Source organism: Pseudomonas sp. MAFF 730105 (genome assembly GCF_055380705.1).
Map to the genome: position 1 here is coordinate 453,239 of NZ_AP018438.1, position 17,432 is coordinate 470,670.

Here is a 17,432-nt window from a genome sequence, read left to right on the forward strand (position 1 = left end):
GTGGGAATGTAGCCCGGGACGCTCCGCGTTCCCATCAAGAGCCGAACGCGGAGCGTCCGTAGAGGCGTTCCCACGCGGGAGCGTGGGAACGATCAATCGCGAGCAGGCTCGCTCCCACATTTGGAATACATACCCCTGTGGGAGCGAGCCTGCTCGCGATGCAATATCAGAACAGATCGATCGGCGCCGCTTCATCCGCCGGCAGCGGGCTGCCTGGTGCAACGCCATTGCCCAGCTCGTTGGCCGACGGTGGGGTGTCTTCGCTCTTGAACAGCTCGAAGTACGCACCCGGAGTGCCTGGTGTGGCCGCACGGCCGCTGACCGGGTCGACCCGCAGGCTGAGGATGCCTTCCGGTTCTGGCTGGGTGTGAGGCGGTTTGTCCTTGAGGGCGGCGCCCATGTAGCTCATCCAGATAGGCAGCGCCACGGTGCCGCCGAACTCGCGGCGACCCAGACTCTCGGGCTGGTCGAAACCGGTCCAGACGGTGGTCACGTAGTCGCCGTTGTAGCCGGAGAACCAGGCGTCCTTGGATTCGTTGGTGGTACCGGTCTTGCCTGCCAGGTCGGTACGGCCCAGGGCCAGTGCACGACGGCCGGTGCCGAGCTTGATCACGTCTTCCAGCATGCTGTTGAGAATGTAGGTGGTGCGCCCGTCAACGATGCGTTCGGCGACCGCAGGTGCCTGGGTCGCTGGAGTGGCGGCGGAGGCTTCACCCGGAGTCGGATTCACCGTGAAAGTCTCGGCGGACGGGGCGGCGATGCCATCGCTGGCCTGCTCGCCGGTAGGCACCCGCGGCGGGTTGGCCACGAACAGTGTCTCGCCGTTGCGACTTTCGATCTTGTCGATGATGTACGGGGTGATCTTGTACCCGCCGTTGGCGAATGTGCTCCAGCCCGTGGCGATTTCCATCGGGGTCAGGGTGGCGGTGCCCAGGGCCAGTGACAGGTTGCGGGGCAGGTCCTGCTTGTTGAAGCCGAACCGGGCGATGTAGTCGATGGTGCGATCCACCCCCAGCGCCTGCAACAGGCGGATCGACACCAGGTTGCGCGACTTGTACAGCGCCTCGCGCAGACGGATCGGGCCGAGGAAGGTGTTGGTGTCGTTCTTCGGGCGCCAGACCTTGTCCAGGTATTCGTCGACAAACACGATGGGCGCGTCATTCACCAGGCTCGCAGCGGTATAGCCGTTATCCAGCGCGGCGCTGTAGACGAACGGCTTGAAGCTCGAGCCCGGCTGGCGCTTGGCCTGCAATGCGCGGTTGTAGTTGCTCTGCTCGAAGGCGAAGCCACCCACCAGGGAGCGGATCGCGCCGTCCTGCGGATCGAGGGACACCAGGGCGCCCTGGGCGGCCGGGATCTGGCTGAACTTGAGGGTGTTGTCCGGCTGGCGCTGCACCCGGACCAGATCGCCGACCTGGGCCACGTCCGATGGCTGCCGGGGTGCGGCGCCCATGCTGTTGGTATTGAGGAACGGACGGGCCCACTTCATGGTGTCCCATTTCACGTGTTCCTCAAGCTCGCCGTTGCGCGTCAGGACCTTGATACCGTCCTTGTCCACCTGGGTGACGATCGCCGGTTCCAGGCTGCTGATGGTGCGCTGTTTGGTCAGCTCAAGGGCCCAGGCTTCCCTGGTCTTGCCTGGCAGGCGCGATTCGGGGCCACGGTAGCCGTGGCGCTGATCGTAGGTCATCAGGCCTTCGTGCAGCGCGGTGTTGGCCATTTCCTGCAGGTTGCTCGGCACCGTGGTGGTCACGCGGAACCCTTCGGTGTAGGCATCGCTGCCATAGCGTCCGACCATCTCGGCCCGGGCCATTTCGGCGATATACGGGGCGTTCACTTCCGGTGTTGGCACGTGATAGCTGGCGTTCAATGGCTCGTTGATCGCGGCGGTGTAGTCGGCCTCGCTGATCTTGCCGAGTTTGTACATGCGCCCCAGGATCCAGTCGCGACGCTCCTTGCTGCGCGCCGGGTTGGCCAGCGGATTGAAGCGCGACGGTGCCTTGGGCAGGCCGGCGATCATTGCCATCTGCGCCAGGCTCACATCACGGATCGACTTGCCGTAATACACCTGGGCCGCCGCCTCGATGCCATAGGCGCGGTTGCCCAGGTAGATCTTGTTCACGTACAGCTCGAGGATTTCATCCTTGGTCAACTGCCGTTCGATCTGCAGGGCCAGGAGAATTTCGGTGGTCTTGCGCGAGAAGCTGCGCTCGCTGGTCAGGAAGAAGTTCTTGGCCACCTGCATGGTGATGGTGCTGCCGCCGGACTGGATGTGCCCGCTCTTGACCAACTGGCTGGCGGCACGCATCAGACTGCCCGGATCGACGCCATAATGGTTGGCGAAGTTGTCGTCTTCGGCACTGAGTAACGCATTGATGAAATTGGGGGGGATGTCGGCGAAGCGGATCGGCGTGCGGCGCATTTCGCCAAATTCGGCGATCAGCTTGTTGTCGCTGCTGTATACCCGCAGAGGAATCTGCAACTGAATACTTCTCAGCGCCTCCACGGATGGCAATCCCGGACTAAGGTAAAGAAACGCACCGCTCAGACCCAAGAGCAGTCCGCAGAAAACGGCGATGACGGACCATCCGAAAAATTTCAGCAGACGAATCAAGGCTTTTGGATATCCAGGCAAAGAATGAAAAAGACGCCAGGTGCAGGGAAGGACCCGTGCTTGCAGCAAAGCGAAAAAAACGCTGCGCATTATAAGCATTTTTTTCCGTCGGAAACGCCATCCGGACGTCCGTCGGGCTGGGGTGATTGAACGCAATGCGTATTAGAGAGTCCGTAACTCACGGATAGTCATAGGGAATTGGTAGTGCTACGACTCTTCAATAAAAAAACCCATACGCTTCTGGGCATCGACATCAGCTCCACATCGGTGAAGCTGCTCGAGTTGAGCCGCCAGGGTGACCGTTACCGTGTCGAGTCCTACGCGGTCGAACCGTTGCCGGCCAACGCCGTGATCGAGAAGAACATCGCCGAGCTCGAGGGGGTCGGGCAGGCGTTGTCCCGGGTTTTGATCAAGGCCAAGACACCCACGCGCAGTGTGGCGGTGGCCGTGGCGGGTTCGGCAGTGATCACCAAGATCATCGAGATGGATGCGGGGCTTTCCGACGACGAGATGGAGAACCAGCTCAAGATCGAGGCGGACCAGTACATTCCTTATCCACTGGATGAAGTGGCCATCGATTTCGAGGTCGTGGGCGTGTCTGCGCGCAACAGCGAGCGGGTCGAGGTGCTGCTGGCGGCCTGTCGCAAGGAAAACGTCGAGGTTCGCGAGGCTGCGCTGGCGCTGGCGGGGCTGACGGCTCGGGTGGTCGATGTGGAAGCCTATGCGTTGGAGCGCGCCTTTGGCCTGCTCGCCACACAACTGGCGGCGTCCCAGGAGCGGTTGACCGTTGCGGTGATCGATATCGGCGCCACCATGACCACTCTGAGCGTGCTGCACAACGGACGCATCATCTATACCCGTGAGCAACTGTTCGGCGGTCGCCAACTCACCGAGGAAATCCAGCGGCGCTATGGCCTGACCCTCGAGCAGGCCGGCCTGGCAAAGAAGCAGGGCGGTTTGCCGGACGATTACCTCAGCGAAGTGCTGCAACCCTTTCGCGAGGCGTTGGTGCAGCAGGTTTCGCGGTCGCTGCAGTTTTTCTTCGCTTCGGGCCAGTACAGCGCGGTGGACCACATCCTGTTGGCCGGAGGCACGGCGTCAGTCGCCGGGCTGGACCGCCTGATCGAACAGCGCCTGAGCACGCCGACCCATGTGGCCAATCCGTTTTCCAACATGGCCCTGGGCAGCAAGGTCAATGCCGGTGCCCTGGCCAGTGACGCGCCGGCACTGATGATCGCTTGCGGGCTGGCCCTCAGGAGTTTCGACTGATGGCACGGATCAACCTTCTTCCCTGGCGCGAAGAGCTTCGTGAAGAACGCCGCAAACGCTTCCTGCTGGCATTGGTGGGGGCGCTGGTCGGCGCGGTGGGGGTGACCTTGATCGGCGTTCAGTACCTGCACAGTGCCATCAATCACCAACTGGCGCGCAATGGGCACATCACTGAGCAGATCGCGGTGCTGGACGAGCGCATCAAGCAAATCAGCGAGCTGAAAGCCCGTCGCCAACAACTGGTGGAGCGCATGCGCATCATCCAGGACCTGCAGGGAAACCGGCCGGTCAGCGGGCGCATCTTCGATCAATTGGTACGGACGTTGCCGGACGGGGTGTATTTCACCGAAGTGAAAATGGAAGACAAGACGCTCTCCATCAAGGGGGCTGCGGAGTCCAACCACCGGGTCTCGGACCTGATGCGCAACCTGGACGCGTCGGATCTGTTCGATGCGCCCAGCCTGACGGAAGTCAAGGCCACGACCGCTGGCCAGCTCGACCAGGCCAACGTGTTCCAACTGACGGTCCGACAGACCCAGCCGGTCGACGCGGAGGACGCCCAATGAGGCCGGGGGAGTGGTTCGACGCGCTGCGCAAGGTCGACTTCCGTGACCTGGACACCAACAACGTCGGTTCCTGGCCGTTGCCGGTCAAATGGTTGGCCGGCGTCCTGCTGGTAGTCCTGGTCCTGGGGTTGGGCTATAACTTTGCCGTGAGCGACCTGGAGGATGAGTTGCAGCAGGTGCGCGAGGAAGAAAATACCCTCAAGGCGCAATTCGCGGGCAAGGCCCATATGGCCGCGAACCTGGAGCGCTATACCGAGCAGATGAAGCAGATGGAAACCTCCTTTGGCGTGCTGTTGCGGCAATTGCCCAGCGACACCGAAGTGCCTGGCCTGCTGGAAGACATCACCCGCACCGGCCTGGGCAGCGGCCTGGAGTTCGAGGAGATCAAGCTGCTGCCCGAAGTGACCCAGCCGTTCTACATCGAACTGCCGATCCAGATCACGGTGACCGGTGGCTACCATGACCTGGCGACATTCGTCAGCGGTGTTGCCGGGCTGCCCCGCATTGTCACGCTGCACGATTTTGACATTGCCCCCGCGGACCCCGAGTCGGGCTCGAAGCTGCGCATGAGCATCCAGGCCAAGACCTATCGGTACAACGAGCAGGGGGCGCAGCCATGAAGCCGCTCCGCTGCATGGGCCTGCTGGCCGGGCTGGTTGTGCTGGCCGGCTGTAACAACGACAGTGGCTTCGAGGACCTGGACGCCTACATGAACGAGGTGCGGTTGCGCCCGCCCGGCAAGATCGAGCCGACGCCGACGTTCAAGCCAAACGAAACCTTCACCTACAGCGCGTCCGACCTTCGCAGCCCGTTCTCGCGGCAGGTCCGGGTGGATCAGGCCGAACGGCAAAAAGGTTCGCGCAATGTCCGGCCCGATCCGAACCGGGTCAAGCAGTACCTCGAAGGCTTCAACATCGAACAGTTTGAAATGGTCGGCACGATCGCCAATGCCAGTGGCTCCTATGCGCTGCTGCGCGGTGCGGGCGGGGTGCATCGGCTCAAGGTCGGTGACTATCTGGGGCGCAACGACGGGCGAATCGTCGCCGTCACTGCCACCCAGGTCGATGTGGTCGAAATCGTTCCCGATGGCGAAGGTGCCTGGCTGGAGCGACCACGGACCATTCCTTTGAAAGAGCACTCAGTGGAACTCGAACAATGAACAGGATTTTTACCGCCCTCGGTGTTTCGCTATGGATGGCGCTGATGTCACCGATGGTCCTCGGGGCGAACCTGAAGGCGCTGGATGTTGCGGCTTTGCCGGGAGACCGGGTCGAGTTGAAGCTCTCTTTCGACGGGCCACCGCCAACGCCTCGTGGCTATACCACCGAACAACCGGCCCGGATTGCCCTGGACCTGCCTGGGGTGACCAGCCAGCTGGCGCGCAAGACCCAGGACCTGGGCAGCGGTAACGCACGCAGCGCCACCGTCGTCGAGGCGGGGGACCGCACCCGATTGATCATCGGCCTCACCCAATTGGTGCCGTATAACGCTCGGGTCGAGGGCAACAATCTGTTCGTGGTGGTCGGTAAAGGCGCGGAGCCGAAAACGATTGCCCAGGCCCCACGCCCAGCAGCTGCCGGCGCGGTGCCCGCCAGGAGCAACGCACCGGTGGGCCGGGCCATTCGTGGCGTGGACTTCCAGCGCGGGACCCAGGGTGAAGGCAACGTGGTGATCGACCTGTCGGACCCGTCCATTGCGCCGGATATCCAGGAGCGGGAAGGCAAGATCATCCTCAACTTCGCCAGGACCCAACTGCCTGAACCATTGCGAGTGCGCCTGGACGTCAAGGACTTCGCCACCCCGGTGCAGTTCGTCAATGCCAGCGCCGGTTCCGACCGGGCCACCATCAGCATCGAGCCCGGCGGTACCTTCGATTACTCCACCTACCAGACCGACAACAAACTGACCGTCAGTGTCCGTCCGATGACAGTCGAGGACTTGCGCAAGCGCGACACCGACCGTGCCGCCTACAGCGGTGAAAAGCTGTCCCTGAACTTCCAGGACATCGAAGTGCGCTCGGTCCTGCAACTGATTGCCGATTTCACCAACCTGAACCTGGTGGCAAGCGACACGGTGCAAGGGGGGATCACCTTGCGATTGCAGAATGTTCCCTGGGACCAGGCGTTGGATCTGGTCCTGAAGACCAAGGGGCTGGACAAGCGCAAGGTCGGCAACGTGTTGCTGGTAGCCCCTGCCGATGAGATTGCGGCTCGCGAGCGCCAGGAGTTGGAGTCCCAGAAACAGATTGCCGACCTGGCGCCGCTGCGGCGAGAGCTGTTGCAGGTCAACTATGCGAAGGCGGCGGACATCGCCAAGCTGTTCCAATCGGTGACCAGCGCCGAAGCGAAAGCCGATGAACGTGGCACGATCACGGTGGATGAGCGAACCAATAACATCATTGCCTACCAGACCCAGGATCGGCTCGACGAATTGCGTCGGATCGTGGCCCAGCTGGATATTCCGGTGCGCCAGGTGATGATCGAGGCCCGGATTGTCGAGGCCAACGTCGATTACGACAAAAGCCTGGGGGTGCGTTGGGGCGGCTCGGTGCAGAACCAGGGCAACTGGAACTCTTCGGGTGTGACCAACGGCAGCTCCACCACTATCGGCACGCCGGGCAGCACCAGCACCAACCAGCCGTTCGTCGACATGGGCGCGGCAGGCAATACCTCGGGTATCGGCATTGCGTTCATCACTGACAACGTACTGCTGGATCTGGAGCTGACGGCCATGGAGAAAACCGGCAACGGGGAAATCGTCTCCCAGCCCAAGGTGGTGACTTCGGACAAGGAGACCGCGAAAATCCTCAAGGGCACGGAAATTCCCTACCAGGAAGCCAGTTCCAGTGGCGCGACCTCGGTGTCGTTCAAGGAAGCCTCGCTGTCGCTGGAGGTAACCCCGCAGATCACGCCGGACAACCGCATCATCATGGAGGTCAAGGTCACCAAGGATGAACCGGACTACCTGAACAAGGTGCAGGAAGTACCACCGATCAAGAAGAACGAAGTCAACGCGAAGGTGCTGGTCAATGACGGCGAGACCATTGTGATTGGCGGGGTTTTCTCAAATACTCAGAGCAAGGTTGTAGATAAGGTGCCATTTCTTGGCGATGTGCCGTATCTTGGCCGCCTTTTCCGGCGTGATCTGGTTTCGGAGAAAAAATCCGAGCTGCTGGTATTCCTCACTCCGCGTATCATGAATAACCAGGCGATTGCTGTGAGTCGTTGATTCTGTGCGAAATTTGATTCTTGTTGGGCCGATGGGCGCTGGAAAAAGCACCATCGGCCGTTTGCTGGCCAAAGAGCTGCGCCTGCCGTTCAAAGATTCCGACAAGGAAATTGAATTGCGCACGGGCGCCAATATCCCGTGGATTTTCGACAAGGAAGGCGAACCAGGCTTTCGTGATCGCGAGCAGGCGATGATCGCCGAACTGTGCGCATTCGAAGGCGTGGTGCTGGCCACCGGTGGCGGCGCCGTGATGCGCGAAGCCAACCGTCGGGAACTGCATGCCGGCGGACGGGTGGTCTATCTGCACGCCTCCGTCGAACAGCAGGTCGGTCGTACCGCCCGGGACCGCAACCGTCCGCTGTTGCGTACCGCCGATCCGGCCAAGACCCTGCGGGACCTGCTGGAGCTGCGTGATCCGCTGTACCGGGAAATCGCCGACCTGGTGGTGGAAACCGATGAGCGGCCGCCGAGGATGGTGGTGCTGGAGATTCTCGAGCGTCTGCAGCAATTGCCTCCCCGTTAATGCACCACGGGAAATGCGCTATCCTCGCCGTCTCGTCGTTATCCGTCGGGGCGTGGCACATGGCCGCCGAGTGGCGTCATGGCAGGCACCGTGGACTTTTCGTTAATTGCAGGCAGGACGCCTGATTCCATCTTCACCGTGGGGACACATGCAGACACTAAAGGTCGACCTGGGCGAGCGCAGCTACCCGATTCACATTGGCGAAGGCTTGCTGGACCAGCCGCAACTGCTGGCGCCACATATCGCCGGGCGGCAAGTGGCGATCATCTCCAACGAAACCGTCGCCCCTTTGTATCTGGAGCGCCTGACCCGCAGTCTGTCAGCCTTTTCGGTCATTTCCGTGGTGTTGCCCGATGGCGAGGCGTTCAAGAACTGGGAAACCCTGCAACTGATCTTCGACGGCCTGCTGACCGCACGGCATGACCGGCGCACCACGGTGGTGGCCCTGGGCGGTGGCGTGATCGGCGACATGGCCGGTTTTGCCGCAGCCTGCTACCAGCGCGGCGTCGACTTCATCCAGATCCCCACCACCTTGCTGTCCCAGGTCGACTCGTCGGTGGGCGGCAAGACCGGGATCAACCATCCGCTGGGCAAGAACATGGTCGGCGCTTTCTATCAGCCCAACGTGGTGCTGATCGATACCGCTACCCTCAATACCTTGCCGGCCCGTGAGCTGTCCGCAGGGCTGGCGGAAGTCATCAAGTACGGGCTGATCTGCGACGAGCCGTTCCTGGGGTGGCTTGAAGACAACGTCGACCGCCTGCGGGAACTGGACCAGGCTGCCCTGACCTACGCGATCGAGCGTTCCTGCGCAGCCAAGGCCGCAGTGGTCGGTGCCGATGAACGTGAGTCGGGTGTACGGGCCACGCTCAACCTGGGCCACACCTTTGGACACGCCATTGAGACCCACATGGGGTATGGTGTCTGGCTACATGGCGAGGCGGTAGCGGCCGGTACGGTCATGGCCCTGGAAATGTCCGCGCGCCTGGGCTGGATCAGCGAGCAGGAGCGTGATCGCGGCATTCGTCTCTTCCAGCGCGCCGGGCTACCGGTGGTGCCTCCCGAGGAAATGACCGAGGCCGATTTTCTCGAACACATGGCAATCGACAAGAAAGTGATCGATGGTCGTCTGCGTCTGGTGCTGCTGCGCCGCATGGGCGAAGCGGTGGTGACCGACGATTATCCGAAAGAGGTTCTACAGGCCACGCTGGGCGCGGATTACCGCGCCTTGGCTCAGCTTAAAGGTTAATAAGATTCCGATGACTAGTTTGCATGCCGACGAGGCTTTCCTCGGCCATTTCCAATTGAGTCACGACCCCTTCGCTCCACGGGTCCCCGGCTTCAAATTCTTTCCGGCCCAGCGCAAGCCGGTATTGGGTCAGTTGCATCACCTGGCGCGCTACAGCCAATTGCTGCTGGTAGTGACCGGTCCCCAGGGCAGTGGCAAGACCTTGCTGCGCCAGGCCCTGGTGGCCAGCACCAACAAACAGTCGGTGCAAAGCGTGGTGGTCTCGGCCCGGGGTGCCGGTGATGCCGCCGGTGTGTTGCGCCAGGTCGCCCAGGCGTTGAACCTGGCCCAGGCCGAAGTGGGTGCGATTCTCGACCAGATCGTCCAGTTGGCGCTGACCGGGCAGGAAGTCTATCTGCTGGTGGATGACGCCGAGCAGCTCGACGAGTCGGCCCTGGAAGCCCTGCTGGCGCTGGCGGCCGGTGCGCCGGAGGGGCGCCCCCATGTGTTCCTGTTTGGCGAGTCGTCGTTGATCGCCGATCTGGAGCAGTTGGAGCTCGAGGAGGAGCGCTTCCATATCATCGAGCTGGCGCCCTATACCGAAGAAGAAACGCGTGAATACCTGGATCAACGTCTTGAAGGCGCTGGCCGGGGTATCGAACTTTTTACCGCCGATCAGATCTCTGAGATTCACGAAGGCTCCGGCGGCTGGCCTGGCAACATCAACCAGGTCGCTCGGGATGCCTTGATCGAAGTCATGATTGCCAGCCGCTCAGCGGTGAAGCGTCCAACTATGGGGTTCAACATGCCGAAGAAACACGTATTGGCGATTTCCGCCGTCGTCGTGGTCGCGGTCGTCGCCGCCTGGCTGATGCCGGGTCGCAACAAGGCGCCGACGACCGGCGCGCCAGCCAACGAACAGGCACAACTGCCCCTCGGCCAAGGGGCGCCGAAACCCAATGGTGGCGCGCCGGCGGTGGAATTTGCCGGCAGCACCCAGCCGATGCCGTTACCGTTGGTCGGCCAGTCGCAACCGGTCATGCGCGGGCCCCTGGCTGAAGCTGCCGGCGGAATCACCGAGGGTGACGATGGCGCGGCACCACCGATCGACGATGGCGACACGCCGCCGACCGTGACCACCACGGCACCGCCTGCGGGCGTGCCTGCTGGCCCGGCTCCGACACCCGCCCCCGCACCTGCTCCGGCCGCCAAGCCGACTCCGGCTCCGACCCAGGTAGCAACGGCCAAGCCTGCCCCGGCGCCGGCCGCCAAGCCGACGCCTGCCCCGGCCGCCAAGCCTGCTGCACCGGCCAAGGCCGCAGGTGGCAACTGGTACGCCGGCCAGGCACCGAGTAACTACGTCGTACAGATTCTCGGCACCAGCTCCGAAGCCACCGCGCAGAACTTCGTCAAGGAGCAGGGCGGCGAGTATCGTTATTTCAAGAAAGTCCTCAACGGCAAGCCGCTGTATGTGATCACTTACGGCAGCTTTGCCAACCGTGATGCAGCTGTTTCCGCTATCAAGGCCTTGCCAGCGAAGGTTCAGGCTGGTAAACCTTGGCCTCGCACTGTCGCCAGCGTCCAACAGGAACTGGCTGCAACTCGCTGAAGATTCGGCGGCCTTACCCAGGCCGCCTCTCCCGGCAACCTCAACATTTCCGCAAGAGCGAGCGACCTGTCAGGCCGCGCGCCTTGTGGTGTCTGCGTCACAGTAGCGTTTGAGTCGTAGCGGTCGAACCCAAAAAAGTTTTGACTAGCACAGCATATAGCTTTAAACCTTTCACAAATGCGACATGAATTTGCGGCGTTTCGTCGTCAAATTTGTGAGCGTCTGTGTCGGCATGTACAATGACCTCCCTTTTGCCCCCGCAAAGCTGGCGTACGTTCAGCGTGGAGTGCAAGCGGTTGAATTGAAAAGAAATTTGCCTCGATAAGAGGCAGCCTGGTGAGAAAGTGTCTATGAAAGCAGGTCTGTACCAACCAGATGAATTCAAGGATAACTGTGGTTTTGGCCTGATAGCCCATATGCAGGGCGAGCCCAGCCATACCCTTTTACAAACGGCCATTGAGGCCCTGACCTGCATGACCCACCGTGGTGGGATCAACGCCGACGGCAAGACCGGCGACGGCTGTGGCTTGCTGATTCAAAAGCCTGATGAGTTCCTGCGTGCCATTGCCCAGGAAACGTTTGGCGTCACCCTGCCCAAGCAGTACGCCGTGGGTATGGTGTTCTTCAACCAGGACCCGGTGAAGGCCCAGGCCGCTCGCGAGAACATGGACCGCGAGATCCTGGCCGCCGGCCTGCAGCTCGTCGGCTGGCGCAAAGTGCCGATCGATACCAGTGTTCTCGGTAGCCTGGCCCTGGCGCGCCTGCCGCAGATCGAACAGGTGTTCATCGCCGGCGAAGGCCTGAGCGATCAGGAAATGGCGATCAAGCTGTTCAGTTCCCGTCGTCGCTCGTCCGTGGCCAACGCCGCCGACACCGACCACTACATCTGCAGCTTTTCCAACAAGACCATCATCTATAAAGGCCTGATGATGCCGGCGGACCTCACCGCCTTCTATCCAGACCTGAGCGACGAGCGCCTGAAGACCGCGATCTGCGTGTTCCACCAGCGCTTCTCCACCAATACCCTGCCGAAATGGCCGTTGGCCCAGCCATTCCGTTTCCTCGCCCACAACGGCGAGATCAACACCATCACCGGCAACCGCAACTGGGCCCTGGCCCGTCGCACCAAGTTCGCCAACGACCTGATGCCGGACCTCGAAGAGCTCGGCCCGCTGGTCAACCGCGTGGGCTCGGACTCTTCGAGCATGGATAACATGCTCGAACTGATGGTGACCGGTGGCATCGACCTGTTCCGTGGCGTGCGCATGCTGGTTCCGCCGGCGTGGCAGAACGTCGAGACCATGGACCCGGACCTGCGGGCGTTCTACGAATACAACTCCATGCACATGGAGCCGTGGGACGGCCCGGCCGGTATCGTCATGACCGACGGCCGCTACGCCGTGTGTCTGCTGGACCGTAACGGTCTGCGCCCGGCGCGCTGGGTCACCACCACCAACGGTTTCATCACCCTGGCTTCGGAAATCGGCGTCTGGAACTACCAGCCCGAAGACGTCATCGCCAAGGGCCGCGTAGGCCCGGGCCAGATCTTTGCCGTGGACACCGAAACCGGCCAGATCCTTGACACCGATGCCATCGACAACCGCCTCAAGTCCCGTCATCCATACAAGCAATGGCTGCGCAAGAATGCCCTGCGTATCCAGGCGACCATGGAAGACAACGACCACGGCTCGGCTTTCTACGACGTCGACCAGCTCAAGCAGTACATGAAGATGTACCAGGTGACGTTCGAAGAGCGTGACCAGGTGCTGCGTCCGTTGGGTGAGCAGGGCTACGAAGCGGTCGGCTCCATGGGCGACGACACGCCGATGGCTGTGCTGTCGCAGCGCGTGCGCACGCCATACGACTATTTCCGTCAGCAGTTCGCCCAGGTGACCAACCCGCCGATCGACCCGCTGCGCGAAGCGATCGTGATGTCGTTGGAAATCTGTCTGGGCGCCGAGCGCAACATTTTCCAGGAGTCGCCGGAGCACGCCTCGCGGGTGATCCTCAGCTCGCCGGTCATTTCCCCGGCCAAGTGGCGCTCGCTGACCAACCTCGACCGTCCGGGGTTCGCGCGTCAGGTCATCGACCTGAACTACGACGAAAGCGTCGGCCTGGAAGCGGCCATCCGCAATGTGGCCGATCAGGCTGAAGAAGCCGCGCGCGCCGGGCGTACCCAGATCGTGCTCAGCGACCGTCACATCGCGCCGGGCAAGTTGCCGATCCACGCGTCGCTGGCCACCGGTGCGGTGCACCATCGCCTGACCGAAAAAGGTCTGCGCTGCGATTCCAACATCCTTGTCGAAACCGCTACCGCCCGTGATCCGCATCACTTCGCGGTGCTGATCGGTTTCGGTGCCTCGGCGGTGTATCCGTTCCTGGCCTACGAAGTGCTCGGCGACCTGATCCGTACCGGTGAAGTGCTGGGCGATCTCTACGAGGTGTTCAAGAACTACCGCAGGGGCATCACCAAGGGCCTGCTCAAGATCCTCTCGAAGATGGGCATCTCGACCATCGCCTCGTATCGCGGTGCGCAACTGTTCGAGGCCATCGGCCTGTCCGAAGAAGTCTGCGAGCTGAGCTTCCGTGGCGTGCCGAGCCGCATCAAGGGTGCGCGTTTCGTCGACATCGAAGCCGAACAGAAAGCCCTGGCCGCCGAAGCCTGGAGTCCGCGCAAGCCGATCCAGCAAGGCGGCCTGTTGAAGTTCGTCCATGGCGGCGAATACCACGCCTACAACCCGGACGTGGTGAATACCCTGCAAGCCGCCGTGCAGCAGGGCGACTACGGCAAGTTCAAGGAATATACGGCACTGGTGGACAACCGCCCGGTGTCGATGATCCGCGACCTGCTCAAGGTCAAGACCCTGGACACGCCGCTGGACATCAGCGAAGTGGAACCCCTGGAATCGGTGCTCAAGCGCTTCGACTCCGCCGGTATTTCCCTGGGCGCCTTGTCCCCGGAAGCCCACGAAGCCCTGGCCGAAGCCATGAACCGCCTCGGTGCGCGTTCCAACTCCGGCGAAGGTGGCGAAGATCCGGCGCGCTACGGCACCATCAAGAGCTCGAAAATCAAGCAGGTGGCCACGGGCCGCTTCGGTGTGACGCCGGAGTACCTGGTCAACGCCGAGGTGCTGCAGATCAAGGTTGCCCAGGGCGCCAAGCCCGGTGAAGGCGGCCAGCTGCCCGGCGGCAAGGTCAACGGCCTGATCGCCAAGCTGCGCTACGCGGTTCCCGGCGTGACCCTGATTTCGCCACCGCCCCATCACGACATCTACTCGATCGAAGACTTGTCGCAACTGATCTTCGACCTCAAGCAGGTGAACCCGAAGGCACTGGTTTCGGTGAAGCTGGTCGCAGAGGCTGGCGTCGGCACCATCGCCGCCGGTGTGGCCAAGGCCTATGCCGACCTGATCACCATCTCCGGCTACGACGGCGGCACCGGTGCATCGCCGCTGACCTCGATCAAGTACGCCGGTGCGCCCTGGGAACTGGGCCTGGCTGAAACCCACCAGACCCTGCGCGGCAACGACTTGCGCGGCAAGGTCCGGGTGCAGACCGATGGTGGCCTGAAAACCGGCCTCGACGTGATCAAGGCGGCCATTCTCGGCGCCGAGAGCTTCGGTTTCGGCACCGCGCCGATGATCGCCCTGGGTTGCAAATACCTGCGCATCTGCCACCTGAACAACTGCGCCACCGGCGTGGCGACCCAGAACGAGAAGCTGCGCAAGGACCACTACATCGGTACTGTCGACATGGTGGTGAACTTCTTCACCTACGTGGCCGAAGAAACCCGTGAATGGCTGGCGAAACTGGGCGTGCGCTCGCTCGAAGCGCTGATCGGCCGTACCGATCTGCTGGACGTGATCGAGGGCCAGACCGCCAAGCAGCATCACCTGGACCTGACCCCGTTGCTGGGTAGCGATCTGATTCCGGCAGACAAGCCACAGTTCTGCCAGGTCGATCGCAACCCGCCGTTCGACAAGGGTGAGCTGGCCGAGAAGATGGTCGACATGGCCGCTTCGGCGATCAACGACCTGAGCGGGGCCGATTTCAGCCTGGATATCTGCAACTGCGACCGTTCCATCGGTGCGCGGATCTCCGGCGAAATCGCCCGCAAGCACGGCAACCAGGGCATGGCCCAGGCGCCGATCACGTTCCGCTTCAAGGGAACTGCCGGCCAGAGCTTCGGCGTCTGGAACGCTGGCGGCCTGAACATGTACCTGGAAGGCGATGCCAACGACTACGTGGGCAAAGGCATGACCGGCGGCAAGCTGGTCATCGTTCCGCCCAAGGGCAGCGTCTACAGGACCCAGGACAGTGCCATCATCGGCAACACCTGCCTCTACGGCGCCACGGGCGGCAAGCTGTTCGCCGCCGGCACCGCGGGCGAGCGTTTTGCCGTGCGTAACTCCGGGGCCCACACCGTGGTGGAAGGCACCGGGGATCACTGCTGCGAATACATGACCGGTGGTTTCGTCTGCGTATTGGGCAAGACCGGCTACAACTTCGGCTCTGGCATGACCGGTGGTTTCGCCTACGTGCTCGACCAGGACAACAGCTTCGTTGACCGGGTCAACCACGAGCTGGTGGAAATCCAGCGGATCAGCGGCGAGGCGATGGAAGCCTACCGCAGCCATCTGCAACGCGTGCTGAACGAGTACGTCGAGGAAACCGACAGCGAGTGGGGTCGTGAACTCGCGGAAAACCTCGATGACTACGTGCGTCGTTTCTGGCTGGTCAAGCCGAAGGCTGCCAACCTGAAGTCGTTGCTTTCCAGCACTCGTGCCAACCCGCAGTGATATGCGCCTGAAGAGTTTGATGAGGTTTTAACAATGGCTGAACGTCTGAATAACGACTTCCAGTTCATCGATGTCGGGCGCAAGGATCCGAAGAAGAAACTGTTGCGTCAACGCAAGAAAGAGTTCGTCGAGATCTACGAACCGTTCAAACCCCAGCAGTCGGCCGACCAGGCCCACCGCTGCCTGGGTTGCGGTAACCCGTACTGCGAATGGAAGTGCCCGGTGCACAACTTCATTCCCAACTGGCTGAAGCTGGTGGCCGAGGGCAACATCCTCCAGGCCGCCGAGCTGTCTCACCAGACCAATACCCTGCCGGAAGTCTGCGGCCGGGTGTGTCCGCAGGATCGCCTGTGCGAAGGCGCCTGCACCCTGAACGACGGTTTTGGCGCAGTGACCATCGGTTCGGTGGAGAAGTACATCACCGACACCGCGTTCGCCATGGGCTGGCGCCCGGACATGTCCAAGGTCAAGCCGACCGGCAAGCGGGTTGCCATCATCGGTGCCGGCCCGGCGGGCCTGGGCTGCGCCGACGTACTGGTGCGCGGCGGGGTGACCCCGGTGGTGTTCGACAAGAACCCGGAAATCGGTGGCCTGCTGACTTTCGGCATCCCCGAGTTCAAGTTGGAAAAGACCGTGCTGAGCAATCGTCGCGAAGTCTTCACCGGCATGGGCATCGAGTTCCGCCTGAACACCGAGGTGGGCAGGGACGTGACCATGGAGCAACTGCTTGAAGAATACGATGCCGTATTCATGGGCATGGGCACCTACACCTACATGAAGGGCGGCTTTGCCGGTGAGGATCTGCCGGGTGTTTACGACGCCCTGGATTTCCTGATCGCCAACGTCAATCGCAACCTGGGTTTTGAAAAGTCGCCGGAAGATTTCGTCGACATGAAGGGCAAGAAGGTGGTGGTGCTCGGCGGTGGCGACACGGCGATGGACTGCAACCGCACCTCGATCCGCCAGGGCGCCAAGTCGGTGACCTGTGCCTACCGTCGTGACGAAGCCAACATGCCCGGTTCGCGTAAAGAGGTGAAGAACGCCAAGGAAGAAGGCGTGAAGTTCCTCTACAACCGCCAGCCGATTGCCATCGTGGGTGAAGACAAGGTTGAAGGCGTGAAAGTGGTCGAGACCCGTCTCGGCGAGCCGGACGCCCGTGGCCGCCGCAGCCCCGAGCCGATTCCAGGCTCCGAAGAGATCATCCCGGCCGACGCCGTGGTCATCGCCTTCGGCTTCCGTCCAAGCCCGGCGCCCTGGTTCGAGCAGTTCAGCATCCAGACCGACAGCCAGGGCCGCGTCGTGGCCCCGGAACAAGGCCAGTACAAGCACCAGACCAGTAACCCGAAGATCTTCGCCGGTGGCGACATGGTCCGCGGTTCCGACCTGGTGGTGACGGCGATCTTCGAAGGCCGCAATGCGGCTGAAGGGATCCTGGATTACCTGCAAGTCTGACTGCCGTTGATCGTTCCCACGCTCCGCGTGGGAATGCCGCCCGCGACGCTCTGCGTCCCCTTTGGAACGCGGAGCGTCCCTTGAGGCATTCCCACGCAGAGCGTAGGAACGATCACTCAAACATTGCATGACTCCGCGACAAAT

At 62.1% G+C, this 17,432-nt stretch carries 11 protein-coding genes; 10 read left to right on the plus strand and 1 reads right to left on the minus strand.

Annotated features, from left to right (window positions below):
• Positions 1 to 166: 166 nt before the first annotated feature.
• On the minus strand, positions 167 to 2,611 hold the full coding sequence (locus PCOSP_RS02020; RefSeq protein WP_373682496.1) for a penicillin-binding protein 1A: 2,445 nt from the start codon (positions 2,609 to 2,611) through the stop codon (positions 167 to 169).
• 207 nt (positions 2,612 to 2,818) lie between these two features.
• On the opposite strand from PCOSP_RS02020, the gene PCOSP_RS02025 reads away from it, so the two are divergent.
• The 10 genes from PCOSP_RS02025 (at position 2,819) to PCOSP_RS02070 (ending at position 17,288) form a co-directional block, all read left to right on the plus strand.
• On the plus strand, positions 2,819 to 3,883 hold the full coding sequence (locus tag PCOSP_RS02025; protein WP_139646505.1) for a pilus assembly protein PilM: 1,065 nt from the start codon (positions 2,819 to 2,821) through the stop codon (positions 3,881 to 3,883).
• Entirely contained in the window at positions 3,883 to 4,449 is a 567-nt protein-coding gene (locus tag PCOSP_RS02030; protein WP_139646507.1) for a PilN domain-containing protein, read from the plus strand. Before PCOSP_RS02025 ends, PCOSP_RS02030 begins: the two co-directional genes overlap by 1 nt.
• Positions 4,446 to 5,069: a type 4a pilus biogenesis protein PilO gene (gene pilO / locus PCOSP_RS02035; protein ID WP_139646509.1), complete on the plus strand. Its 624-nt coding sequence runs from the start codon at positions 4,446 to 4,448 to the stop codon at positions 5,067 to 5,069. Before PCOSP_RS02030 ends, pilO begins: the two co-directional genes overlap by 4 nt.
• Positions 5,066 to 5,608, plus strand: coding sequence for a pilus assembly protein PilP (locus tag PCOSP_RS02040; protein WP_139646511.1), 543 nt, complete (start codon positions 5,066 to 5,068; stop codon positions 5,606 to 5,608). Before pilO ends, PCOSP_RS02040 begins: the two co-directional genes overlap by 4 nt.
• On the plus strand, positions 5,605 to 7,677 hold the full coding sequence (gene pilQ / locus PCOSP_RS02045) for a type IV pilus secretin PilQ (protein WP_464710200.1): 2,073 nt from the start codon (positions 5,605 to 5,607) through the stop codon (positions 7,675 to 7,677). Before PCOSP_RS02040 ends, pilQ begins: the two co-directional genes overlap by 4 nt.
• Before the next feature lie 4 nt (positions 7,678 to 7,681).
• Complete coding sequence (gene aroK, locus PCOSP_RS02050) at positions 7,682 to 8,200, plus strand: shikimate kinase AroK (RefSeq protein WP_041020548.1); 519 nt, start codon at positions 7,682 to 7,684, stop codon at positions 8,198 to 8,200.
• A gap of 148 nt (positions 8,201 to 8,348) precedes the next feature.
• Positions 8,349 to 9,449, plus strand: coding sequence for a 3-dehydroquinate synthase (gene aroB, locus PCOSP_RS02055; RefSeq protein WP_139646515.1), 1,101 nt, complete (start codon positions 8,349 to 8,351; stop codon positions 9,447 to 9,449).
• Positions 9,450 to 9,459: 10 nt separating this feature from the next.
• A complete protein-coding gene (locus PCOSP_RS02060; protein ID WP_139646517.1) occupies positions 9,460 to 11,037 on the plus strand; it encodes an AAA family ATPase in 1,578 nt (525 codons plus the stop codon).
• A 350-nt stretch (positions 11,038 to 11,387) separates the two neighbouring features.
• Positions 11,388 to 15,836, plus strand: a complete 4,449-nt coding sequence (gene gltB / locus PCOSP_RS02065) for a glutamate synthase large subunit (RefSeq protein WP_175361851.1) — start codon at positions 11,388 to 11,390, stop codon at positions 15,834 to 15,836.
• A 33-nt stretch (positions 15,837 to 15,869) separates the two neighbouring features.
• Positions 15,870 to 17,288, plus strand: a complete 1,419-nt coding sequence (locus tag PCOSP_RS02070) for an FAD-dependent oxidoreductase (RefSeq protein WP_024779900.1) — start codon at positions 15,870 to 15,872, stop codon at positions 17,286 to 17,288.
• Positions 17,289 to 17,432 lie beyond the last annotated feature (144 nt).

Coding starts and splice junctions, on each gene's coding strand:
- PCOSP_RS02030 (WP_139646507.1), top strand. CDS start 3,883: ATGGCACGGATCAACCTTCTTCCCTGGCGCGAAGAGCTTCGTGAAGAA.
- pilO (WP_139646509.1), top strand. CDS start 4,446: ATGAGGCCGGGGGAGTGGTTCGACGCGCTGCGCAAGGTCGACTTCCGT.
- PCOSP_RS02040 (WP_139646511.1), top strand. CDS start 5,066: ATGAAGCCGCTCCGCTGCATGGGCCTGCTGGCCGGGCTGGTTGTGCTG.
- pilQ (WP_464710200.1), top strand. CDS start 5,605: ATGAACAGGATTTTTACCGCCCTCGGTGTTTCGCTATGGATGGCGCTG.
- aroB (WP_139646515.1), top strand. CDS start 8,349: ATGCAGACACTAAAGGTCGACCTGGGCGAGCGCAGCTACCCGATTCAC.
- PCOSP_RS02060 (WP_139646517.1), top strand. CDS start 9,460: ATGACTAGTTTGCATGCCGACGAGGCTTTCCTCGGCCATTTCCAATTG.
- gltB (WP_175361851.1), top strand. CDS start 11,388: ATGAAAGCAGGTCTGTACCAACCAGATGAATTCAAGGATAACTGTGGT.
- PCOSP_RS02070 (WP_024779900.1), top strand. CDS start 15,870: ATGGCTGAACGTCTGAATAACGACTTCCAGTTCATCGATGTCGGGCGC.